Source organism: [Enterobacter] lignolyticus SCF1, assembly GCF_000164865.1.
Classification (GTDB): domain Bacteria; phylum Pseudomonadota; class Gammaproteobacteria; order Enterobacterales; family Enterobacteriaceae; genus Enterobacter_B; species Enterobacter_B lignolyticus.
In genome coordinates this window covers 399,055-421,474 of sequence record NC_014618.1, presented here as the reverse complement: position 1 = coordinate 421,474, position 22,420 = coordinate 399,055, and the positions used below count along the sequence as shown (strand labels likewise).

The following is a 22,420-nucleotide window of genomic DNA, read 5'->3' as shown; positions in this document are numbered from 1 at the left end:
CAGGAGAGAGCACGGGACTTTGGTTTTAACCCTGCGGCTTATTTACCACGGGCTTCAATAACGGCCTGAGCAACGTTGTTCGGCGCATCATCATACTTCAGGAATTCCATGGTGTATGACGCACGACCTTTGGTCAGAGAACGCAGCTGAGTTGCGTATCCGAACATTTCAGACAGCGGTACTTCAGCGTGGATCTTAACGCCAGTCACTTCAGTTTCCTGACCGCGCAGCATACCACGACGACGGCTAAGGTCACCGATAACGTCACCAGTGTTCTCTTCCGGCGTTTCTACTTCAACCTTCATGATCGGCTCAAGCAGAACAGGTTTTGCTTTCTTAAAGCCTTCTTTAAAGGCGATAGAAGCTGCCAGTTTAAACGCCAGCTCGGAGGAGTCAACGTCATGGTAAGAACCGAAGTGCAGACGCACGCCGAGATCAACTACCGGGTAACCCGCCAGCGGACCTGCTTTCAGCTGCTCCTGGATGCCTTTATCAACGGCCGGGATGTATTCGCCAGGAATTACACCACCTTTGATGTCGTTGATGAACTCGTAACCTTTCGGGTTAGAGCCCGGCTCCAGCGGGTACAGGTCGATCACAACGTGACCGTACTGACCACGACCACCAGACTGCTTGGCGTGTTTACCTTCAACATCGGTAACTTTCGCGCGAATCGCTTCACGGTAAGCAACCTGAGGTTTACCGACGTTCGCTTCAACGTTGAATTCACGCTTCATACGGTCAACGATGATGTCGAGGTGCAGTTCACCCATACCAGCGATGATGGTCTGGTTAGATTCTTCGTCAGTCCATACGCGGAAAGACGGGTCTTCTTTCGCCAGACGGCCCAGAGCCAGACCCATTTTTTCCTGGTCAGCTTTGGTTTTCGGTTCTACTGCGATGGAGATTACCGGCTCCGGGAATTCCATACGTTCCAGAATGATCGGCGCATCCGGGTCACACAGGGTGTCACCAGTAGTTACGTCTTTCAGACCGATAGCTGCAGCGATGTCGCCAGCGCGAACTTCTTTGATCTCTTCACGCTTGTTAGCGTGCATCTGAACGATACGACCGAAACGCTCACGTGCAGATTTCACGGAGTTCAGTACGGTATCGCCAGAGTTAACCACACCGGAGTACACACGGAAGAAGGTCAGGTTACCAACGAACGGGTCGGTAGCGATTTTGAACGCCAGCGCAGAGAACGGCTCGTCGTCGCTTGCGTGACGCTCAGCCGGAGTATCTTTACCGTCGTCCAGAATACCGTTGATCGCAGGAACGTCAGTCGGCGCCGGCAGGTAATCAATTACCGCATCCAGCATTGCCTGAACACCTTTGTTCTTGAACGCAGAACCACAGGTTACCAGGATGATTTCGTTGTTCAGAACGCGCTGACGCAGAGCTTTTTTGATCTCTTCTTCAGTCAGTTCTTCACCACCCAGGTATTTTTCCATCAGCTCTTCAGAAGCTTCAGCTGCGGATTCGATCAGGTTCTGGTGCCATTCGTCAGCCAGGTCCTGCATGTCAGCCGGGATATCTTCGTATTCGAAGGTAACGCCCTGATCTGCATCGTTCCAGTTGATGGCTTTCATTTTCACCAGGTCAACAACGCCGGTGAAACCTTCTTCAGCACCAATTGCCAGCTGCAGCGGAACCGGGTTCGCGCCCAGACGGCTTTTGATCTGACCAACAACTTTCAGGAAGTTAGCGCCCATACGGTCCATTTTGTTAACGAACGCGATGCGCGGAACTTTATATTTGTTAGCCTGACGCCATACGGTTTCAGACTGCGGCTGAACACCACCAACTGCGCAGTAAACCATTACCGCACCATCAAGAACACGCATGGAACGTTCTACTTCGATAGTGAAGTCAACGTGCCCCGGGGTGTCGATGATGTTTACGCGGTGCGGTTCATACTGTTTAGCCATACCAGACCAGAATGCAGTAGTCGCTGCAGAGGTAATGGTAATACCACGCTCCTGCTCCTGCTCCATCCAGTCCATGGTAGCGGCGCCGTCGTGAACTTCACCGATTTTGTGGTTTACACCGGTGTAGAACAGAATACGTTCGGTAGTAGTGGTTTTACCGGCGTCGATGTGCGCACTGATACCGATGTTACGGTAGCGTGCGATGGGTGTTGTACGAGCCATTTGATTCCTCGTTTATTTCTTTAGGCGTTCAGTTAAGTTATCCAGAGCGGGCGGCTTACCTGAAGCGCCCGCCTGGTGACTATGACTCCGAAGGGATTACCAACGGTAGTGAGCGAACGCCTTGTTGGCTTCGGCCATACGGTGAACGTCTTCACGTTTCTTAACTGCAGTACCTTTGTTGTCTGCAGCATCAGTGAGTTCGTTCGCCAGGCGCAGAGCCATGGATTTATCACCGCGTTTACGAGCAGCTTCAACGATCCAACGCATTGCCAGAGCATTACGACGAACCGGACGGACTTCAACTGGAACCTGATAAGTAGAACCACCTACGCGGCGGGACTTAACTTCGACGGTCGGGCGCACGTTTTCGAGCGCAACTTCGAAGGCTTCCAGTTCATTTTTACCAGAGCGCTGAGCCAGGGTCTCAAGAGCACTGTATACGATTGATTCTGCAGTAGATTTTTTACCATCTACCATCAGGATATTGACAAATTTAGCCAGCAGTTCTGATCCGAACTTCGGATCCGGCAGAATTTTACGCTGACCAATGACGCGACGACGTGGCATGGAAATACTCCGTTGTTAATTCAGGATTGTCCAAAACTCTACGAGTTTAGTTTGACATTTAAGTTAAAACGTTTGGCCTTACTTAACGGAGAACCATTAAGCCTTAGGACGCTTCACGCCGTACTTGGAGCGAGCTTGCTTACGGTCTTTAACGCCGGAGCAGTCAAGCGCACCACGAACGGTGTGGTAACGAACACCCGGGAGGTCTTTAACACGACCGCCACGGATCAGGATCACGGAGTGCTCCTGCAGGTTGTGACCTTCACCGCCGATGTAGGAGGTGACTTCGAAACCGTTAGTCAGACGCACACGGCAAACTTTACGCAGTGCGGAGTTCGGTTTCTTAGGGGTGGTGGTATATACGCGAGTACATACACCACGTTTCTGCGGGCAGGCTTCCAGCGCTGGCACGTTGCTTTTAGCAACTTTGCGAGCACGTGGTTTGCGAACCAGCTGGTTAACTGTTGCCATTAAATAGCTCCTGGTTTTAGCTTTTGCTTCGTAAACACGTAATAAATCGCCTCATATAATATGAGGACGCGAAATTTTAGGGCCATGCCGAAAGGGTGTCAAGAAATATACAACGATCCCGCCATTACCAGGCCAGATGCGCCGGATGCTGAACCGCAAGTCTGACGAAATCAGTATAGTCAACCCTGACAACGCTGCTCGAAATTTGACCGGAAAGCCCACGGGCTTCAATGTCTTCCTGCAGGGCATACAAGGTTATGGGGGCGGCGAGAAGAATATCAAGGAAGCGGTTCCCCTCAAGGGCGGCGACAACGCCATCCGACAGTAGCAGCAGCGCGTCGCCCTCTTTGACGAGACGGAGTTTAGCTACAAGATCGTTTTGCCAGGGAGAATCGCTGAGCGTATGCAGCATGTCGGCCTCAGAATCGTAAAATCACATCGTAGTCGTCAAGACGCTGGCGCAGCGCGTCCGGCTCCAGCTCCTGCGCGTCGACCACCCGCGGCAGGGCGTCGGGCAGACCGCGCTCCCGCCAGGAGGCGGCGCACAGCCAGCAGCTTTCAATATCGTAGAGGGGCAGCAGCCTGAAGGTGGCGATATAGTCGCGGGCGAGGATCCCGGCGGGCTGCTGATCTTTGAGCAGCTGGAACACGCCGTCGCCGACAAAAAAGACGCCGATATCTTCCGTTAATGCGGACGTCGCCAGCAGCGCGTCCAGCCCTTCCCTGCCCGCGCTCGAACCGTGCGGCGCGCTCATAAACACAATAGCGACACGTTTCATCAGAATTGCACCATACGATCGCAGGTTAATGACGCCTCGGCCAGCGCCCCAAGACCGCTCAGCGTAAAGCCTGGCTGCAGGTTAAACGTCGCAAGCCCCAGCTGTCCGGCCTCGGTTTCATCCGCGATCCCGCGCCGTAACGCCGCCGCCACGCAGATATGTAGCGCCACGCCGTGCTCCTCGTGCAGCGCCTGCCAGGCGCGCACAAGATCGAACTCATCGCTGGCGGGCGACGTGAGCTGGTTGGCGTTATACACCCCTTCGCGGTAGAAAAAGACGCTGATGAGCTCATGGCCTTCCGCCAGTAGCGCCCGGGCAAACTGCCAGGCGCTGCTGGCCTGCTGCGTACCGTAGGCCGGGCCCGTCACCATCAGGGCAAAGCGCATTACTTGTCCTGCCCCTGGAAATCACCGCTCTTGAACTGGCGAATATAGAGGTACACCGTGTGCTTCGAGATATTCAGACGGTCGGCGACCTGGTTAATCGCGTCTTTAATATCAAAAATCCCTTTCTCATAAAGGTTAAGGACGATCTGACGGTTTTTAGCGTTATTGGAAACGTTTCGATCGGCATTGACCTCTTCGATAGTGAACTCCAGCGTTTGGGTTACCAGGTCCTCAACGGACGAGGCGAAGTTAACCTGGGAGTTCACCTCCGGAGTTTCCGGCGGAATAAAGGTGCTCATGATTTGCGAGAACGGGACATCGAGGTTCATGTTGATGCACAGCAGACCGATGACCCGGTGATCGCGATTACGAATCGCAATCGTCACCGACTTCATCAATACGCCGCTTTTGGCGCGAGTGAAGTAGCATTTGGAAACGCTGCTATCCGCCCCGGTCATATCGTGCAGCATGCGCAGCGCGAGATCGGTAATCGGCGACCCAATTTTGCGGCCGGTATGTTCACCGTTAGCGATACGAATGGCGGAGCATTTAAGATCCTGCAAGGAATGCAGCACGATTTCGCAATGAGAGCCAATGAGCATCGCTAACCCATCCACCACCGCTTCGTACGACTTCAGAATATCGAAATCGGTCTGGTCGAAAGGACGTTGATCCAGCAAATCAAGCTCACTGGTTTCGTTGGTTAATAGCGACCTGGACATGAAAAAAGCACTCCTTTTCAGGAGCCTGTCGTTAGGTTGTCAGGGCAGGCTCATTATCATCATCAAAAATAAGGCATCTAAAGTAATACGCGCACCAGACGCTTTCCAGCGTTAATTATATTGCGCCCAATAAAAAACCGCCGCCCTTTCGGACGGCGGCTTTCACAGACTTACTTTTTCGTGGCGTCTGCTGCGGCTTTGCTGTCTGCGGCGGCGGCAGGCGCTGCATCCGCTTTGGTATCCGCTTTCGCCGCTGGTTTGATGTCCAGCAGCTCTACGTCGAAGACCAGCGTAGAGTTAGCCGGGATACCCGGAACGCCGGTTTTGCCGTAGGCCAGATCCGGTGGGATGACCATCTTGATTTTGCCGCCTTTCTTGACGTTCTTCAGGCCTTCAGTCCAGCCCGGGATAACGCCATCAAGACGGAAGGAGAGCGGTTCGCCGCGGGTGTAAGAGTTGTCGAACTCTTTACCGTCAATCAGCGTGCCTTTGTAGTTGACGACGACGGTGTCGCTGTCTTTGGGCGCATCGCCGGTCCCTTCTTTCTCTACTTTGTACAGCAGGCCGGTAGAGGAGGTTTTCACGCCCTTCTCTTTGGCGAAGGCGTCACGGAAGGCTTTGCCTTTCGCTTCGTTATCAGCAGCGTCTTTTTCCATTTTATCCTGAGCTGCGGTCTTCACGCGGGTCTCAAAGGCCTGCAGAGTCTGCTCGATTTCCTGGTCGGAGAGCTTGCTCTTATCAGCAAAAGCATCCTGAACACCGGCGATCAGCTGCGCTTTATCCAGTTTGATGCCCAGTTTTTCCTGCTCTTTCAGGGAATTTTCCATGTAACGACCCAGCGAAGCGCCCAGTGCGTAGGCGGATTTCTGGTCGTCATTTTTGAATGCTGCTTTGCTGTCGGCAGCCGGTGCCGCTTTTGCTGCGGCCGCATCGGCGGCAAAGGTCAACGGTGCATTCAGCGCAACGGCCATCGTGGTTGCCAGCAGCGTTACTTTAAACAGTGATTTCATCCATTTCTCCAGGGCCGGGGCATCTCACCCCAGGGTTAACGTCAATGAGAAGCGTACTATAAAACGTTGTAGAAGAAATCTACATACGCACGCTTCTGAATGTCAGATCTTTTCAGACTATTTTTGTGTAAATTAGTTTCCTCTTCACGCGGATAAAGCTGCATGCGGCGACAAAGTTAAGTAGAATCCGCCACCGAATTGGGAAAAGGGGTGAAAGATGAACGATACCGCACTGGAAACGCGTCTGGCAGAACTGGAAAGCCGGCTGGCATTTCAGGAAATCACCATTGAAGATCTCAACCGAACCGTCACGGCGCACGAGATGGAGATGGCGAAATTGCGCGACCATATTCGCCTGATGGCGGAAAAGCTGAAGGCGACGCAGCCCTCGCTGATGGCCTCACAGTCCGAAGAAACGCCGCCGCCGCACTATTGAGACGTAAAAAAAGCGGGTTTCCCCGCTTTTTTTATGCCTGAAGGCGAAATCAGTGGCAGCCGCAGCCGCCGTTTCCGCCGCAACCACCTTTGCCGTGCTCGTGGTCATGACCGTGGCCATGGCCGCCGCAGCAACCGTCGTGGTCATGGTCATGATCGTGGTGGTGATCGTGCTCGCCGTGAACGTGGCCATGAGCCAGTTCTTCCGCCGTTGCTTCACGAATCGCCACGACTTCCACGTGGAACTTCAGGTTCTGGCCAGCCAGCATGTGGTTGCCATCGACGACCACGTGGTCATCTTCAACTTCAGTGATTTCAACCGGTACCGGACCCTGGTCGGTTTCCGCCAGGAAACGCATACCCACCTGCAGCTCGTCAACGCCCATGAAGACGTCTTTCGGTACGCGCTGTACCAGGTTTTCATCATACTGACCGTAGGCGTCGTTGGCGCCAACTTCAACGTCAAACTTATCGCCCGCTTCGTGACCGTCCAGCGCATTTTCCAGGCCGGAGATCAGGGAACCGTGACCATGCAGGTAGTCCAGCGGCGCACTCACCGGAGACTCATCAACCAACACACCGTCTTCTGTACGTACCTGATAGGCCAGGCTGACCACCAGGTCTTTTGCTACTTTCATGATATCTCCTGAGCATGGGAAGAATAGTGGCGCAGATTGTAGCGGAATTCTGCAGCCGTGTACCCCTTAGCTTAAAAAAAGGCGCTGGAGATCGCTAGTCCGGATGGAAAATGCCAATCACCTGTTCGTCTTTGCGTACGTGCTCGCGGGCTTCTTTATCCGCTTCGCGCATCTGGTGACCGCACTTAACGCATTCAACAATATCGACATTGTTCTCGCGCCACATGGCCAGTGAATCCTGCGCCTGGCAGGCCGGGCATTTCGCTCCGGCAATAAAACGTTTACGTACCGCCATCACTCACCTTCTTATTCAAATTCATCCCAACCGTCCGGCTGGCGACGTTCCTGCTGCATTTCCCGGTGGAAAATTTCTTCCAGCTCTCGCCGGGCTTCCCGCACGCGGGAAATTTGCTGCGTATCGCTGTGCACCGGCATCAGCTCGCGCAGCATCCGCATATCCAGACGGCGAAAGTGCAGCTGGGCGCGATGCGCCTGATGCGGATGCATCCCCAGCGAGATTAGCGCCTTCCGGCCAAGCTCCAGCGCGCTGGAAAACGTCTCGCGGGAAAACAGTCTGACCCCCGCCTGCAGTAGCTCATGCGCCTCCACGCGGCCGCGGGCGCGCGCAAGGATATGCAGGTGGGGAAAATGCTGCTGGCAAAGCTCCACCAGCTTCATCGTATCTTCCGGCTCATTGCAGGTTATCACGATAGACTGCGCCTGCTCCGCGCCAGCGGAGCGCAGCAGCTCAAGCTGCGTGGCGTCGCCGTAATACACTTTATACCCGTATTTACGCATCAGGTTGACGGCGCCGATATCGCGCTCCAGTACGGTAATACGCATCTTATTGGCCATCAGCAGGCGACCTATCACTTGGCCGAAGCGCCCGAAACCGACAATGATGACCTGGGGTTTATCGTTTTCCACCCACTGCGCTTCACCTTCCTCTTCCGGGCCGTTCAGGCGACGGGCCAGCAGCGCGTCAATGGCTTTCATCAGCAGCGGCGTCGTCACCATCGATAGCGTCACGGTCACCAGCAGCAGCGCCATCTGGTCATGCTGGAACAGCCGCTGCGACGACGCGGTAGAAAATAGCACGAAGGCGAACTCGCCGCCCTGGCTCAGCACCCCGGCAAACTGCATACGCTCAGAGCTTCTCAGGCCGTAGACGCGCGCCAGCACGTACAGCACCAGCGTTTTCACCATCACCAGCGCCACAACGCCGCCGACCACCAGCAGCAGGTGGTGATACAGCACGCCGAGGTTCAGCGCCATACCGACCGAGATAAAAAACAGCCCCAGCAGCAGCCCTTTGAAGGGTTCAATGGCGATTTCCAGCTCGTGGCGGTATTCGCTTTCCGCCAGAAGAACGCCCGCGATAAAGGTGCCCAATGCCATCGACAGCCCCAGGGAATCCATAAACAGCGCCGAGCCCAGCACCAGCAGCAGGGTTGCGGCGGTAAACACCTCCCTGACGCCGGAGCCGGCAATAAAGCGGAAAACGGGGCGCAGCAGAAAGCGCCCGCCAATCAGCATACCTGCGAACGCCAGCACCTTCAGACCAAGAGTAAGCCAGTCCGGATGCTCATCGCCGCTCCCCGCCAGCAGCGGCACCAGCGCCAGCGCCGGGATCACCGCCAGGTCCTGGAACAGCAGCACGGAAAAGCCGAGCTGCCCGACCTCGCTGCGGTTCATCCCCCTTTCCCGCATCAGCTGTAGCGCCATCGCCGTTGAGGACATCGCCAGGCCGATCCCCCCGACGACCGCCGCCTGCCAGGAAAAATTCGTCAGCATCAGCAAACCGCCGAGAACCGCGGCGCTAATGGCGACCTGCAGCGCGCCAACGCCAAAAATCGAGCGTCTCAGTTGCCAGAGCTTCAAGGGGTTCAGCTCAAGGCCGATGATAAACATCAGGAACACCACCCCAAGCTCGGAGAAATGAAGGATCTCCTCCACATCGCTGATAAACCCAAGCCCCCAGGGGCCGATAGCGATCCCGGCGAGCAGGTACCCCAGCACAGCGCCAATACCGATGCGCGCCGCCAGCGGCACTGCGACAACGGCGGCGAACAAAAACAGCACGCCCGCCAGCAGAAGACCTGTTCCTTCCATCATCGGCCTCCCGGGGTAATGGGTGACGCCAGCCATTCGCCATACGCTTTGGCATGGCTTGCCAGCTCTTCCGGCGGCTGACGGCGCGCCCAGTAGATAATGATGGGCGTCATCCAGTGCATACGGCACATTGCGGCCGTCAGCTCGAACGGACGCAGAATATCGCTCATCGGATAGCGGTTGAGGCCATCGTAGCGGTACGCCGCCTCCGGCTCGCCGGTGGTGATGACGCTACGCCAGTACTTTCCCGCCAGCTGATTCCCCCCGGCTCCGCTGGCAAAACCGCGGCTTAATACCCGGTCGAGCCACTCTTTCAGCAGCGACGGGCAGCTATAGGTATAAAGCGGGTGCTGAAACACGATAACGTCATGCTCGCGCAGTAACGCCTGTTCATACGGAATATCGATAAAAAAATCGGGGTAGTGCGCGTACAGGTCGTGTACGGTCACATTTTCTAATTGCCGCGCCGGCTTGAGCAAAACCCGGTTTGCCACCGAGTCCTGTGATTCCGGATGGGCATACAGCAGCAAAACTTTCGCTGTCTTTGACATCACCCCCTCCCGGTTTTGTGTATTGTTGTCGTTTTGGGCTACCATGGCGCCCCGGTGCGGCAATGGAACCACACCTTACATTATCATAATGACAATTTAACATAGTCTGAACATACGGCGCCTTATGATTGTTTTCTCCTCGTTACAAATTCGTCGCGGCGTGCGCGTCCTGCTGGATAACGCCACTGCCACCATTAACCCGGGCCAAAAAGTCGGCCTGGTGGGCAAAAACGGCTGTGGGAAATCCACGCTCCTGTCGCTGCTGAAAAACGAGATAGCCGCGGATGCCGGTAGCTTTACGTTTCCCGGCAACTGGCAGCTGGCCTGGGTCAACCAGGAAACCCCGGCGCTGGCGCAACCGGCGCTGGAGTACGTCATTGACGGCGATCGCGAATATCGCCAGCTGGAAGCCGAACTGAATGCCGCCAACGCGCGCAACGACGGCCACGCCATTGCCACCGTTCACGGCAAGCTCGACGCCATCGACGCCTGGACTATCCGCTCGCGCGCCTCCAGCCTGCTGCACGGTCTGGGCTTTAGCAACGAACAGCTGGAGCGCCCGGTCAGCGACTTCTCCGGCGGCTGGCGTATGCGCCTCAACCTCGCGCAGGCGCTGATTTGCCGCTCCGACCTGCTGCTGCTCGACGAACCGACCAACCACCTCGATCTCGACGCCGTTATCTGGCTGGAGAAGTGGCTGAAGAGCTATCAGGGCACGCTGATCCTCATCTCCCACGACCGGGACTTCCTCGATCCGGTGGTGGGCAAAATTATTCATATCGAACAGCAGACCCTGTTCGAGTACACCGGCAACTACTCATCGTTTGAGATTCAGCGCGCGACTCGCCTTGCCCAGCAGCAGTCGATGTACGAAAGCCAGCAGCAAAAAGTGGCGCATTTGCAGAGCTTTATCGACCGCTTTAAGGCGAAAGCCTCAAAGGCCAAACAGGCCCAGAGCCGCATCAAAATGCTGGAGCGCATGGAGATGATCGCCCCGGCGCACGTCGATAACCCGTTTCATTTCAGCTTCCGCGCGCCGGAGAGCCTGCCCAACCCGCTGTTGAAGATGGAGAAAGTCAGCGCCGGCTACGGCGAACGCACCATTCTGGACTCCATTAAGCTCAACCTGGTGCCGGGTTCGCGCATCGGTCTGCTGGGGCGTAACGGCGCCGGTAAATCCACGCTTATCAAGCTGCTGGCCGGCGAGCTGCAGCCCATGCACGGCGAGATTGGCCTGGCGAAGGGCATCAAGCTCGGCTATTTCGCCCAGCATCAGCTCGAGTATCTGCGCGCCGATGAGTCTCCGCTGCAGCATCTGGCGCGCCTGGCGCCGCAGGAGCTGGAGCAGAAGCTGCGCGACTACCTCGGCGGCTTCGGCTTTCAGGGCGATAAGGTGACGGAGAACACCGAGCGTTTCTCCGGCGGTGAAAAAGCGCGTCTGGTCCTGGCGCTTATCGTCTGGCAGCGTCCGAACCTGCTGCTGCTCGACGAACCGACCAACCACCTCGATCTGGATATGCGCCAGGCGCTGACCGAAGCGCTGATCGATTTCGAAGGCGCGCTGGTCGTCGTTTCGCACGACCGTCACCTGCTGCGCTCCACCACCGACGATCTCTATCTGGTCCACGACGGCAAGGTTGAGCCGTTTGACGGCGACCTGGAGGATTACCAGCAGTGGCTGAGCGACCTGCAAAAGCAGGAAAGCCAGCCTGATGACGCGCCAAAGGATAACGCCAACAGCGCCCAGGCGCGTAAAGACCAGAAGCGCCGGGAAGCGGAGCTCCGTACCCAGACGCAGCCGCTGCGTAAAGAGATTGCCCGTCTGGAAAAAGAGATGGAAAAGCTGCACGCGCAGCTGGCGAAAGCGGAAGAGAAGCTGGGAGACAGCGGGCTGTATGATGTCGAGCGAAAAGCGGAACTGGCAGAGTGCTTACAGCAGCAGGCCAGCGCGAAATCCGGGCTTGAAGAGTGTGAAATGGCCTGGTTAGACGCGCAGGAGCAGCTTGAGCAAATGATGCAGGAAAGTTAATTCTGGCTCGAATTCATAAACACGAAATCTGTCTGGCGGTATAGTAAAACGTAGAATCTTGATAACATCGCACCGTTATGGCTCAAATTACCCCAGTAGATTTCGAACTACCGCCCGCAAACAGCGCTGATTTCATCCCGATGCGGGGTGTGCGTAACCGCCACCTGCAAACGATGATCCCGCGGCTGATCCGCCGTCGGTTAAAATTCACCCCGCACTGGCAGCGGCTTGATCTTCCCGACGGCGACTTTGTCGATCTCGCCTGGAGTGAAGACCCGCAGCAGGCGAGACACAAACCGCGGCTGGTGGTGTTCCACGGCCTTGAAGGCAGCTTATACAGCCCCTACGCCCACGGATTGATTCATGCCGCGAAACAGCGCGGCTGGCTCGGCGTGGTGATGCATTTCCGCGGCTGCAGCGGCGAACCTAACCGCAATCAGCGAATTTACCACTCCGGCGAAACAGAAGACGGCACCTGGTTTTTACACTGGCTGCGCCGTGAATTCGGTACGGTGCCGACCGCGGCCGTCGGCTACTCGCTGGGGGGCAATATGCTCGCCTGCCTGCTGGCCAAAGAGGGCGCCAGCGCGCCATTGGATGCCGCGGTTATCGTCTCCGCGCCGTTTATGCTCGAGGCCTGCAGCTACCACATGGATAAAGGCTTCTCGCGGGTCTACCAGCGCTATCTGCTGAATCTGCTCAAAGCGAACGCCTCGCGCAAGCTCAAAGCGTATCCCGGCACGCTGCCCGTCGATCTTAAACAGCTCAAGAGCGTGCGCCGCATCCGCGACTTCGACGATCTGATCACCGCGAAAATCCACGGCTTTGCCGATGCGATAGACTACTATCGCCAGTGCAGCGCAATGCCGGTGCTGAGCCAGATAACCCATCCGACGCTGATTATCCACGCGAAGGACGATCCGTTTATGGATCATCACTCCATTCCCGCTCAGGAAGAATTGCCAGCGAATATTCAGTATCAGCTGACGGAGCATGGCGGTCACGTAGGCTTTGTCGGCGGCACCCCGCGGCGCCCGCAGATGTGGCTGGAACAACGCATTCCGGACTGGCTGACGCGCTGGTTAGGAGCCGCGCCATGATCATTCCCTGGCAGGAACTCGATCCGCAGACGCTGGATAATCTGATTGAAAGCTTTGTCTTGCGTGAAGGCACCGATTATGGTGAACATGAACGAACGCTTGAAGACAAGGTCGCCGACGTCAAACAACAGCTACAACGCGGGGAAGCCGTACTGGTGTGGTCAGAACTGCACGAGACGGTCAATATTATGCCCCGCACCCAGTTTCGCGGCTGACTATACTAAAACAATTGCTTATTCAGGGAGTTGTTCGACATGTCAGCCAAACATCCGGTGATCGCCGTAACCGGCTCCAGCGGCGCAGGAACCACCACAACCAGCCTCGCCTTTCGTAAAATCTTTGCCCAACTGAACCTCCGCGCGGCGGAAGTGGAAGGCGACAGCTTTCACCGCTACACCCGTCCGGAGATGGACATGGCCATCCGTAAGGCGCGCGATTTAGGCCGTCATATCAGCTACTTCGGTCCGGATGCTAATGATTTTGGCCTGCTGGAGCAGACCTTTACCACCTACGGGCAAACGGGGAGCGGCCAGTCGCGCAAATACCTGCACACCTACGATGAAGCGGTACCCTGGGACCAGGTGCCGGGAACCTTTACCCCCTGGCAACCGCTGCCGGAGCCTACCGACGTGCTGTTCTACGAAGGGCTGCACGGCGGCGTCGTGACGCCGCAGCACGATGTGGCGCGCCATGTGGACCTGCTGGTCGGCGTGGTGCCCATCGTCAACCTGGAGTGGATCCAAAAGCTCATTCGCGATACCAGCGAGCGCGGCCACTCCCGCGAAGCGGTGATGGATTCGGTAGTGCGCTCAATGGAAGACTACATCAACTTTATCACGCCGCAGTTTTCGCGCACCCATATCAACTTCCAGCGCGTGCCGACGGTCGATACCTCGAACCCGTTCGCCGCCAAAGGCATCCCCTCGCTGGATGAGAGCTTCGTGGTGATTCATTTCCGCAATCTGGAAGACATTGACTTCCCATGGCTGCTGGCCATGCTGCAGGGCTCATTCATTTCACATATGAATACGCTGGTGGTGCCGGGCGGCAAGATGGGGCTGGCAATGGAGCTTATCATGACGCCGCTGGTGCAGCGGCTGATGGAAGGGAAGCGGATCGCCTGATCATAGTCCCTCTCCCGGTCAGGAGAGGGTCAGGATGAGGGCATCAACGCGCACGATGCCCCCTCCATTACGCCTCAATCACTTCGTATGAATGCGTGATATTCACCGCTTTCTCCAGCATTAACGCCACCGAGCAGTATTTTTCCGCCGAAAGATCCACCGCGCGCGATACGGCCGCATCCTTAAGCGCTTTGCCTGTCACGATGAAGTGCAGGTTGATGTGGGTAAACAGGCGCGGCGCCTCTTCGCGGCGCTCGGAAGTCAGCTTCACTTCGCAGTCGGTCACGTCGTTGCGCCCTTTTTGCAGAATCGACACCACGTCAATAGCGCTACAGCCGCCTGCCGCCATCAGCACGACTTCCATCGGGCTTGGCGCTTTATCACCGGAGTTGCCATCCATCAGGATCTGGTGGCCGGAAGCTGACTCACCCAGAAAGGTTAAACCTTCGACCCACTTCACTCGCGCTTGCATATTCGTTAACTCCTGGTTGCATTTTTTCTGACAGATTACGCGTACATAACATTTCTCGCAACGGAAGGCGACCTGCGTCATGCTGAAGCGAGACACCAGGAGACATGCGGCGAAAGCTATGCTAAAACAGTCGGGATGCTACAGTAATACATTGAAGTACTGCATGTATGCAGAGGACATCTCAATTACAGGCTGCATCAAAATCCGACAGCCGACTTCCCAGGTACAGGGAAGGATACGATTGCAAAGCCAGTGGCAATCTCATTGCTGCCGCTGGAGAAAGCTTATAACAGAGGATAACCGCGCATGGTGCTTGGCAAACCGCAAACAGACCCGACTCTTGAATGGTTCTTGTCTCATTGCCACATTCATAAGTACCCATCGAAGAGCACGCTGATTCACCAGGGTGAAAAAGCAGAAACGCTGTATTACATCGTGAAAGGCTCCGTTGCAGTACTCATCAAGGATGAAGAAGGGAAAGAGATGATCCTCTCTTACCTGAACCAGGGCGATTTCATCGGTGAATTAGGCCTGTTTGAAGAAGGTCAAGAGCGTAGTGCCTGGGTACGTGCTAAAACTGCATGTGAAGTGGCTGAAATTTCATACAAAAAATTCCGTCAGCTGATCCAGGTTAACCCGGATATTCTGATGCGCCTCTCTTCTCAGATGGCTCGTCGCCTGCAGGTGACCTCTGAAAAAGTCGGCAACCTCGCCTTCCTGGACGTTACGGGTCGTATCGCGCAAACCCTGCTGAACCTGGCGAAACAGCCGGACGCCATGACGCACCCGGACGGTATGCAGATCAAAATCACCCGTCAGGAAATTGGTCAAATCGTGGGCTGTTCTCGCGAAACGGTAGGCCGTATCCTGAAAATGCTCGAAGATCAGAACCTGATCTCCGCCCACGGTAAAACCATCGTGGTTTACGGTACCCGCTAAGTCCACCACACGGCGTATTGCCCCCGCAACACGCCGTTTTTGTCTTTATACTCATGTGGCGCCGACTGATTTATCACCCCGAAGTTAACTACGCATTGCGGCAGACGCTGGTGCTCTGCCTGCCGGTTGCCGTCGGCCTGTTCCTGGGCTACCTGAACTACGGTCTGCTGTTTTCCCTGGTCCCCGCCTGCTGCAACGTCGCCGGCCTCGACACGCCCCATAAGCGCTTTTTCAAGCGCCTGATTATCGGCGGCTCGCTGTTTGCCGGCTGCAGCCTGGCGGTACAGCTGCTGCTGGCGCAGGACGTTCCTTTGCCGCTGATCCTCACCGGGCTTGCCATGACGCTCGGCGTCACCGCCGAGCTCAGCAGCCTGCACGCGCGCCTGCTCCCGGCCTCGCTCATCGCCGCCATCTTTACGCTCAGCCTTGCGGGCAATATGCCGGTGTGGGAGCCGCTGTTGATCTACGCCTGCGGCACCCTCTGGTACGGCGTATTTAACTGGTTCTGGTTCACCCTGTGGCGCGAGCAGCCGCTAAGAGAATCCCTCAGCCTGCTCTACCGCCAGCTTGCCGACTACTGCGAAGCCAAATACAGCCTGCTGACCCAGCATACCGACCCGTCGACCGCGCTGCCGCCGCTGCTGAACCGCCAGCAAAAGGCGGTTGACCTGATCACCCAGTGCTACCAGCAGCTGCACATGCTCGCGGCCAATAAGAACAGCGAATATAAGCGCCTGCTGCGCGCTTTTCAGATGGCGATGGATCTGCAGGAGCATATCTCCGTCAGCCTGCACCTGCCGGAAGAGGTGCAGAAGCTGGTCGAACGCAGCCACGCCGAAGCGGTGATCCGCTGGAACGCGCAGACGGTCGCCGCGCGCCTGCGGGTAATGGCTGACGATATCCTCTACCACCGCTTCCCGCAGCGCTTTTCAATGGACAAACAAATAGGCGCGCTGGAAAAAATCGCCCGCCAGCATCCGGATAACCCGGTCGGGCAGTTCTGCGCCTGGCACTTCAGCCGGATCGCGCGCGTTTTGCGCCTCCAGCGGCCGCTGTACCCGCGCAATCTTATGGCGGATAAAGAGCGTCGCCTGCCGCTGATCCCTGCGCTCAGAAGCTATCTGTCGCTTAAATCACCGGCCTTTCGCAACGCCGCGCGCATCAGCGTGATGCTGAGCGTCGCCAGCCTGATGGGGGTGGCGCTGCATCTGCCGAAGCCGTACTGGATAATGATGACGGTGCTGTTTGTGACGCAAAACGGCTATAGCGCGACCCGGGTCAGAATCTTTCACCGGGCGGCGGGAACGCTGGTCGGACTGGTTATCGCCGCCGGGGCTCTGCATTTCCACGTGCCGGAAGGCTACACTCTGGCGGCGATGCTGCTCATTACGCTCATCAGCTACCTGACGATTCGGAAAAACTACGGTTGGGCGATGGTCGGTTTTACCGTCACGGCGGTGTACACGCTGCAGCTGCTGACCCTCAACGGCGAGCAGTTTATCGTCGCCCGCTTTATCGATACGGTAATAGGCTGTCTGATAGCGCTTGGCGGGATGGTCTGGCTCTGGCCGCAGTGGCAGAGCGGCCTGCTGCGCAAAAACGCCCACGACGCGCTGGAGGCCGACCAGGACGCGATGCGTCTGATCCTGAGCGATGACCCGCAGGCGCCGACGCTCGCCTACCAGCGTATGCGGGTCAATCAGGCTCACAACGCGCTGTTTAACTCGCTCAACCAGGCCATGCAGGAGCCCGGCTTCAATTCGCACTATCTGGCGGATATGAAGCTGTGGGTGACCCACAGCCAGTTTATCGTCGAACATATCAACGCCATGACCACGCTGGCGCGCGAGCATAATATGCTGACGCCGGATCTGGCCGAGCGCTACCTGCAGTCGTGCGAAATCGCTCTGCAGCGCTGCCAGCAGCGCCTTGAGTATGACGAGCCCGGCGGCAGTAACGATGCCAACATCATGGAGTCGCCTGAAATGCTGTCCCATGGTCCGTTAAGCACCATGGAGCAGCACCTGCAGCGCGTGCTTGGCCACCTCAGCACCATGCACACCATTTCGTCGGTGGCCTGGCGCCAGCGCCCGCGTCATGGGATCTGGCTGCGCACCCGGCTTAGCGAGCGCTAACCACCGCGCCGACCGCACGGGCAAAGCGCGCCATCCCTTCATCGATGTCCGCGCTTTCCACCACCAGCGACGGCGCAAAGCGCATTACGTCCGGCCCGGCGTTAAGCACCATCACTCCCGCCTGCGCGCCCGCGTGTAAAAACTCGCGCGCGCGCCCTTTGTACTGCGGTTTTAGCTCGGCGCCGATCAGCAGCCCCATCCCGCGGATCTCGCTGAAGACATCAAACTGCGCGTCTATCTGCTGCAAATGACCGACGAACTGCTCACGTTTGGCGCTCACGCCGTTCAGCACTTCAGGCGTATTGATAATGTCAAATGCCGCCCCGGCGACCGCACTGGCCAGCGGGTTGCCGCCATAGGTTGAGCCGTGCGACCCCACATGAAAGGCGCTGGCGATATCCTGTGTGGTCAGCATCGCACTGACCGGAAAACCGCCGCCCAGCGCTTTCGCGGTGGTGAGAATATCCGGGGTCACACCGTAGTGCATATAGGCAAACAGCGACCCGGTACGCCCCATGCCGGACTGCACCTCATCAAACACCAGCAGCGCCTGATGCTTATCGCACAGCTCGCGCAGACCCTGCAAAAACGCGGGCGTCGCCGCCGTCACGCCGCCTTCGCCCTGAATCGGCTCCACCACCACCGCGCAGGTATGGTCATCCATCACCGCGGCAACGGCGTGCAGATCGTTAAACGGCACATGGATAATATCGGCCGGTTTGGGACCGAAGCCATCGGAGTATTTCGGCTGTCCGCCAACGGAGACGGTAAACAGCGAGCGCCCGTGGAAGGCGTTATGGAAGGCGATAATTTTGCTTTTATACGGGCTGTGGCGGGTTGAGGCATAGTAGCGCGCCAGCTTAAAGGCGGTTTCATTGGCCTCGGTCCCGGAGTTCATAAACACCACGCGCTCGGCAAAGGTCGCATCAATCAGCTTACGCCCCAGACGCAGCGCCGGTTCGTTAGTAAACACGTTGCTGGTGTGCCACAGGGTTTCGCCCTGGCGCTTGAGCGCCTCCACCAGCGCCGGATGGCAGTGCCCCAGCGCCGTTACGGCAATGCCGCCCGCGAAATCAATATACTCCTTGCCCTGCTGATCCCACACACGGCTTCCCTGCCCTTTCACCGGAATAAATTCCGCCGGGGCATAGATAGGGAGGATCACTTCATCAAAAGTCGCGCGGGTAATTGCGGGTTGAACGGTCGCCATGTCGGTCCTCTTATGCTGCTGTGATTATGAAAATATAATCACAAAATATGCATAAAAAATCATTACATGGCAACCAGAATTCAACGATTCAGAAAGTTCGCCAGCAGGGCGTGCCCCTGTTCGCTCAGGATGCTCTCCGGGTGAAACTGTACGCCTTCGAGATCCCACTCGCGGTGGCGGATCCCCATAATCTCGCCGCTCTCGCTCCAGGCCGTCACCTCAAAACACGCTGGCAGGGTGGCCGGGTCTATCACCAGAGAATGGTAGCGCGTCACCGTCAGCGGATTATTCAGCCCGAGGAAAACGCCCTCGCCGCAATGGCTGACCGGGGAGGTTTTTCCGTGCATCACCTTTGCCGCCCGCACGATGGCGGCGCCGAACGCCTGCGCTATCGCCTGATGGCCGAGACAGACGCCAAGAACGGGCGTTTTACCGGCGTAATGGCGAATCACCTCAAGGGAAACGCCGGACTCATCCGGCGTGCAGGGCCCCGGCGAAATGACGATTTTCGTCGGCTGAAGGCGGGCAATCTCCGCAAGCGTCACCTCATCGTTACGCCGCACCAGCACCTCCGCGCCCAGTTCACAGAAATACTGGTAGAGGTTCCAGGTAAACGAATCATAGTTATCGATAAGCAGGATCATGACGGCTCCGGTGACAGCAAACCGCGCTATTCTACTCAGAATCCTGCGCTTCGCTCACCACTTTAGTGAACAATTCCGTTAAGGGCGCCGGGTCGCCCATCGCTCCGCTTTGATTTGCCTGGCTCCACGCCTCGGGCGTTATTCCCTGCCAGTCGAGCAGGTAGCCTGCGTGAATGGCGAGCTGCTCGAAAAACACCCTCTGCGCCAGCCCGCTGCCAATGCGAAACGGGTGCAGAACGTTAATCTCGCAGTAGTAATGCGCCAGCCGCGCCACAAACGCCGTTTTATCGAGGCCGGAAAGGTATGCCTCCTCTTCCAGCGCGCGCATCAGCGCATTGCCCTCTTTCTCTATCCAGGCAAAGTGGCAGAAGCGGGTATCGCCCTGGTAGATATCGACTTCGCGGTATTTCCCCGCCCAGTCGAAAATATCCTGGTACAGCGCGTGATGGATGGCGCAGAGCCAGGGAAGCCCTCGCACCTGCGGGCCTAACGTCAGCGTCGCGGCACGCAGCGCCGTAAATTCCCAGGCAGCCTGCTCAAGTTTGCGCGTCTGGTGGATCCCCAGCCGGTTGCGCATCACGTTAAGACCGGGATACAGGTAAGGATCGCGATCGTCGCCGTATTTATCGCTCATAGTGCCTCCTGAGCGCCTCAAGACGTTCCCGCGCCTGCTCGTCGGTGAGTATGACCCTGGCGATTTCGACCCCTTCAAGGCGACGGCTGGCCTGAAAATTGGCATTACGGGTGTGTTCCCAGAGCCGGGACTTCTGCTTGTCGGTGAGTTTTTTCATCTGAACCTCCCTGACGCTTCCCCTTTTGCCACAAGTATAAGCAGCAATTTCAGGTTGCGCAGGAAGGTGGAAATTGCGCGGGCGGCTTACCCGCGCAGGAGGCGATTACGGCAGGAGTTTTGCAGACAGGATAACCACCGGCTTGGACGGCACATTCTGGTACGGGCCGACGTCGTGAGTCGGAACCTGGGAAATTTTATCCGCCACGTCCATCCCTTTTACCACCTTACCAAACACCGCATAGCCAAAATCACGCTGGCCGTGATCGAGGAAAGCGTTGTCGGCAACGTTGATGAAGAACTGGCTGGTCGCGCTGTCTTTATCGGCAGTACGCGCCATCGCGATGGTGCCGCGGGTATTACGTAACCCGTTATCCGCTTCATTTTTGATTGGCGGATTAGGCTGCTTTTGCTGCATTTGCTCGGTAAAACCACCGCCCTGAACCATAAAGCCCGGGATCACGCGGTGGAATGTGGTGTTGTTATAGAAACCGCTGTTCACATACTTCAGGAAGTTTTCTACTGATACTGGCGCTTTCTGGCTGTTCAACTCCAGCTCAATATTGCCCGCAGAGGTCGTCAGCAGCACGTGCGGGTCGCCTTTCGCGGCCAGCGCAGCGGGAGAAATCGCCGAGATTGCAAAAACAGCCGCCACGGCAGCGAGCGTAGATTTGAGCATGTAAATTCCTTAACGGGAGCAGTAGAAAAAGCAAGTGGCTTGATTCTAAAAGGCGATCGGCTGGCAGGCCAGCCTTTTACTTAATTTTACGCATTAGAAATAGTTGTAACGTCAGTGCCGCCCCACGACAAATAGCTAGATGTGACAAACATCACTTTCACGAATGTATTTTTTCATGAATTACAGAATAAACCTTTGCCGCCGTCACTATAATGAATAAAATCCGCCCACCCAACGCATTGTCAATGCGCTTTACGTTTCTATTCACAGGCCAGTCATGACTAACAGCAATCGTATTAAGCTCACATGGATCAGCTTTTTCTCCTACGCCCTCACCGGTGCGTTAGTGATTGTTACCGGGATGGTAATGGGAAATATTGCCGATTATTTCCATTTACCCGTTTCCAGTATGAGCAACACGTTTACCTTCCTCAACGCCGGGATCCTGATCTCTATTTTCCTTAACGCCTGGCTGATGGAGATCGTGCCGCTGAAAACGCAGCTGCGCTTTGGCTTCCTGCTGATGGTACTGGCGGTGCTGGGGCTGATGTTCGGCCAGAGCCTGACGCTGTTCTCGCTGTCGATGTTTGTTCTGGGCCTGGTCAGCGGGATCACCATGTCGATTGGCACCTTCCTGATTACCCACATGTATGAAGGCCGTCAGCGCGGCGCGCGCCTGCTGTTTACCGACTCCTTCTTCAGCATGGCCGGGATGATTTTCCCAATGGTAGCCGCCTGGCTGCTGGCCCGCACCATTGAGTGGTACTGGGTGTACGCCTGCATCGGCCTGGTCTACGTCGCGATTTTTGTGCTGACCCTGGGCTGTGAGTTCCCGGTGCTGGGCAAACAGGCGAAGCCGGAAGCCGACCAGCCGGTAGCGAAAGAGAAATGGGGCGTCGGCGTGCTGTTCCTGTCTATTGCCGCGCTCTGTTACATCCTCGGCCAGCTGGGCTTTATCTCCTGGGTGCCGGAATATGCGAAAGGCCTCGGCATGAGCCTGAACGACGCCGGTAAGCTGGTCAGCGATTTCTGGATGTCGTATATGTTCGGCATGTGGGCGTTCAGCTTTATCCTGCGCTTCTTCGATCTGCAGCGCATCCTGACCGTTCTGGCAGGTATGGCGGCGGTGCTGATGTATCTGTTCATCCACGCCAGCCCGGAAAATATGCCGTGGTTTATCCTGACGCTGGGCTTTTTCTCCAGCGCTATCTACACCTCCATCATCACGCTCGGCTCTCTGCAGACGAAAGTCGCTTCGCCGAAGCTGGTTAACTTTGTGCTCACCTGCGGCACCATCGGCACCATGCTGACCTTCGTGGTCACCGGCCCTATCGTGGCGCATAGCGGCCCGCAGGCCGCGCTGATGACCGCAAACGGCCTGTATGCTGTGGTGTTTATCATGTGTTTCGCGCTCGGTTTTGTTACCCGTCACCGCCAGCACAACGCGGCGACGTCCGCCCACTAAGCGCCTTGC

Annotated in this window: 26 protein-coding genes; 8 read left to right on the top strand and 18 right to left on the bottom strand. The window is 56.8% G+C overall.

All coding sequences use genetic code 11. The features are described 5' to 3' along the window. Window positions 1-38 precede the first annotated feature (38 nt). From fusA to fkpA, 8 genes are all read right to left on the bottom strand, one after another. Window positions 39-2,153: an elongation factor G gene (gene fusA / locus ENTCL_RS01940; protein ID WP_013364442.1), complete on the bottom strand. Its 2,115-nt coding sequence runs from the start codon at window positions 2,151-2,153 to the stop codon at window positions 39-41. A gap of 96 nt (window positions 2,154-2,249) precedes the next feature. After that, window positions 2,250-2,720: a 30S ribosomal protein S7 gene (gene rpsG / locus ENTCL_RS01935; RefSeq protein ID WP_013364441.1), complete on the bottom strand. Its 471-nt coding sequence runs from the start codon at window positions 2,718-2,720 to the stop codon at window positions 2,250-2,252. Window positions 2,721-2,816: 96 nt separating this feature from the next. Continuing rightward, on the bottom strand, window positions 2,817-3,191 hold the full coding sequence (rpsL, locus tag ENTCL_RS01930; RefSeq protein WP_000246815.1) for a 30S ribosomal protein S12: 375 nt from the start codon (window positions 3,189-3,191) through the stop codon (window positions 2,817-2,819). A 124-nt stretch (window positions 3,192-3,315) separates the two neighbouring features. Then, complete coding sequence (tusB, locus tag ENTCL_RS01925) at window positions 3,316-3,603, bottom strand: sulfurtransferase complex subunit TusB (protein ID WP_013364440.1); 288 nt, start codon at window positions 3,601-3,603, stop codon at window positions 3,316-3,318. Between the two features lie 7 nt (window positions 3,604-3,610). After that, window positions 3,611-3,970 (bottom strand): sulfurtransferase complex subunit TusC, encoded by a 360-nt coding sequence (tusC, locus tag ENTCL_RS01920; RefSeq protein ID WP_013364439.1) that lies wholly within the window; start codon window positions 3,968-3,970, stop codon window positions 3,611-3,613. Further along, a complete protein-coding gene (gene tusD / locus ENTCL_RS01915) occupies window positions 3,970-4,356 on the bottom strand; it encodes a sulfurtransferase complex subunit TusD (RefSeq protein WP_013364438.1) in 387 nt (128 codons plus the stop codon). Before tusD ends, tusC begins: the two co-directional genes overlap by 1 nt. Next, complete coding sequence (locus tag ENTCL_RS01910) at window positions 4,356-5,078, bottom strand: helix-turn-helix transcriptional regulator (protein WP_013364437.1); 723 nt, start codon at window positions 5,076-5,078, stop codon at window positions 4,356-4,358. Before ENTCL_RS01910 ends, tusD begins: the two co-directional genes overlap by 1 nt. 170 nt (window positions 5,079-5,248) lie before the next feature. Then, window positions 5,249-6,088 (bottom strand): FKBP-type peptidyl-prolyl cis-trans isomerase, encoded by an 840-nt coding sequence (gene fkpA, locus ENTCL_RS01905; protein WP_013364436.1) that lies wholly within the window; start codon window positions 6,086-6,088, stop codon window positions 5,249-5,251. 217 nt (window positions 6,089-6,305) lie between these two features. Here fkpA and ENTCL_RS01900 point away from each other — a divergent pair, with 217 nt between their 5' ends. Further along, the gene (locus tag ENTCL_RS01900; protein ID WP_013364435.1) at window positions 6,306-6,524 is read left to right on the top strand and encodes a protein SlyX; all 219 of its coding nucleotides are present in this window, start codon (window positions 6,306-6,308) and stop codon (window positions 6,522-6,524) included. Between the two features lie 49 nt (window positions 6,525-6,573). Here the strand turns inward: ENTCL_RS01900 and slyD are convergent, their stop codons facing one another. From slyD to kefG, 4 genes are all read right to left on the bottom strand, one after another. Further along, a complete protein-coding gene (slyD, locus tag ENTCL_RS01895; protein ID WP_013364434.1) occupies window positions 6,574-7,161 on the bottom strand; it encodes a peptidylprolyl isomerase in 588 nt (195 codons plus the stop codon). A gap of 94 nt (window positions 7,162-7,255) precedes the next feature. Then, window positions 7,256-7,456 carry a YheV family putative zinc ribbon protein gene (locus tag ENTCL_RS01890; RefSeq protein ID WP_013364433.1) on the bottom strand — a complete coding sequence of 67 codons (201 nt, stop codon included), beginning with the start codon at window positions 7,454-7,456 and terminating at the stop codon, window positions 7,256-7,258. 11 nt (window positions 7,457-7,467) lie between these two features. Continuing rightward, complete coding sequence (gene kefB, locus ENTCL_RS01885) at window positions 7,468-9,273, bottom strand: glutathione-regulated potassium-efflux system protein KefB (protein WP_013364432.1); 1,806 nt, start codon at window positions 9,271-9,273, stop codon at window positions 7,468-7,470. Then, complete coding sequence (gene kefG, locus ENTCL_RS01880) at window positions 9,273-9,824, bottom strand: glutathione-regulated potassium-efflux system ancillary protein KefG (RefSeq protein WP_013364431.1); 552 nt, start codon at window positions 9,822-9,824, stop codon at window positions 9,273-9,275. The genes kefB and kefG overlap by 1 nt, the downstream gene beginning before the upstream one ends. A gap of 124 nt (window positions 9,825-9,948) precedes the next feature. Between kefG and ENTCL_RS01875 the strand changes: the two genes are divergently transcribed. From ENTCL_RS01875 to ENTCL_RS01860, 4 genes are all read left to right on the top strand, one after another. Beyond that, on the top strand, window positions 9,949-11,853 hold the full coding sequence (locus ENTCL_RS01875; protein ID WP_013364430.1) for an ABC transporter ATP-binding protein: 1,905 nt from the start codon (window positions 9,949-9,951) through the stop codon (window positions 11,851-11,853). 77 nt (window positions 11,854-11,930) lie between these two features. Next, window positions 11,931-12,953 carry a hydrolase gene (locus ENTCL_RS01870; protein ID WP_013364429.1) on the top strand — a complete coding sequence of 341 codons (1,023 nt, stop codon included), beginning with the start codon at window positions 11,931-11,933 and terminating at the stop codon, window positions 12,951-12,953. Next, window positions 12,950-13,168 carry a YheU family protein gene (locus ENTCL_RS01865; RefSeq protein WP_013364428.1) on the top strand — a complete coding sequence of 73 codons (219 nt, stop codon included), beginning with the start codon at window positions 12,950-12,952 and terminating at the stop codon, window positions 13,166-13,168. The genes ENTCL_RS01870 and ENTCL_RS01865 overlap by 4 nt, the downstream gene beginning before the upstream one ends. 39 nt (window positions 13,169-13,207) lie before the next feature. Beyond that, window positions 13,208-14,077 (top strand): phosphoribulokinase, encoded by an 870-nt coding sequence (locus tag ENTCL_RS01860; protein ID WP_013364427.1) that lies wholly within the window; start codon window positions 13,208-13,210, stop codon window positions 14,075-14,077. Between the two features lie 67 nt (window positions 14,078-14,144). Here ENTCL_RS01860 and ENTCL_RS01855 read toward each other — a convergent pair whose 3' ends face one another. Then, window positions 14,145-14,549 (bottom strand): OsmC family protein, encoded by a 405-nt coding sequence (locus tag ENTCL_RS01855; protein WP_013364426.1) that lies wholly within the window; start codon window positions 14,547-14,549, stop codon window positions 14,145-14,147. 306 nt (window positions 14,550-14,855) lie between these two features. Between ENTCL_RS01855 and crp the strand changes: the two genes are divergently transcribed. Further along, complete coding sequence (crp, locus tag ENTCL_RS01850) at window positions 14,856-15,488, top strand: cAMP-activated global transcriptional regulator CRP (protein ID WP_000242758.1); 633 nt, start codon at window positions 14,856-14,858, stop codon at window positions 15,486-15,488. Window positions 15,489-15,541: 53 nt separating this feature from the next. Next, complete coding sequence (locus ENTCL_RS01845) at window positions 15,542-17,623, top strand: YccS/YhfK family putative transporter (RefSeq protein ID WP_013364425.1); 2,082 nt, start codon at window positions 15,542-15,544, stop codon at window positions 17,621-17,623. On the opposite strand, the gene argD is transcribed toward ENTCL_RS01845, so the two are convergent. The 5 genes from argD to ppiA all read right to left on the bottom strand — a co-directional run bounded on the left by argD (window position 17,610) and on the right by ppiA (window position 20,946). Then, entirely contained in the window at window positions 17,610-18,833 is a 1,224-nt protein-coding gene (gene argD, locus ENTCL_RS01840) for a bifunctional acetylornithine/succinyldiaminopimelate transaminase (protein WP_013364424.1), read from the bottom strand. The genes ENTCL_RS01845 and argD overlap by 14 nt on opposite strands. 80 nt (window positions 18,834-18,913) lie before the next feature. Further along, entirely contained in the window at window positions 18,914-19,477 is a 564-nt protein-coding gene (gene pabA / locus ENTCL_RS01835) for an aminodeoxychorismate synthase component 2 (protein ID WP_013364423.1), read from the bottom strand. A gap of 31 nt (window positions 19,478-19,508) precedes the next feature. Next, on the bottom strand, window positions 19,509-20,111 hold the full coding sequence (locus tag ENTCL_RS01830; RefSeq protein WP_013364422.1) for a putative adenosine monophosphate-protein transferase Fic: 603 nt from the start codon (window positions 20,109-20,111) through the stop codon (window positions 19,509-19,511). Next, complete coding sequence (locus ENTCL_RS22525) at window positions 20,101-20,268, bottom strand: YhfG family protein (protein ID WP_013364421.1); 168 nt, start codon at window positions 20,266-20,268, stop codon at window positions 20,101-20,103. The genes ENTCL_RS01830 and ENTCL_RS22525 overlap by 11 nt, the downstream gene beginning before the upstream one ends. Before the next feature lie 105 nt (window positions 20,269-20,373). Continuing rightward, window positions 20,374-20,946: a peptidylprolyl isomerase A gene (ppiA, locus tag ENTCL_RS01825; protein WP_013364420.1), complete on the bottom strand. Its 573-nt coding sequence runs from the start codon at window positions 20,944-20,946 to the stop codon at window positions 20,374-20,376. 277 nt (window positions 20,947-21,223) lie between these two features. Between ppiA and tsgA the strand changes: the two genes are divergently transcribed. After that, window positions 21,224-22,411, top strand: coding sequence for an MFS transporter TsgA (tsgA, locus tag ENTCL_RS01820; protein ID WP_013364419.1), 1,188 nt, complete (start codon window positions 21,224-21,226; stop codon window positions 22,409-22,411). Window positions 22,412-22,420 lie beyond the last annotated feature (9 nt).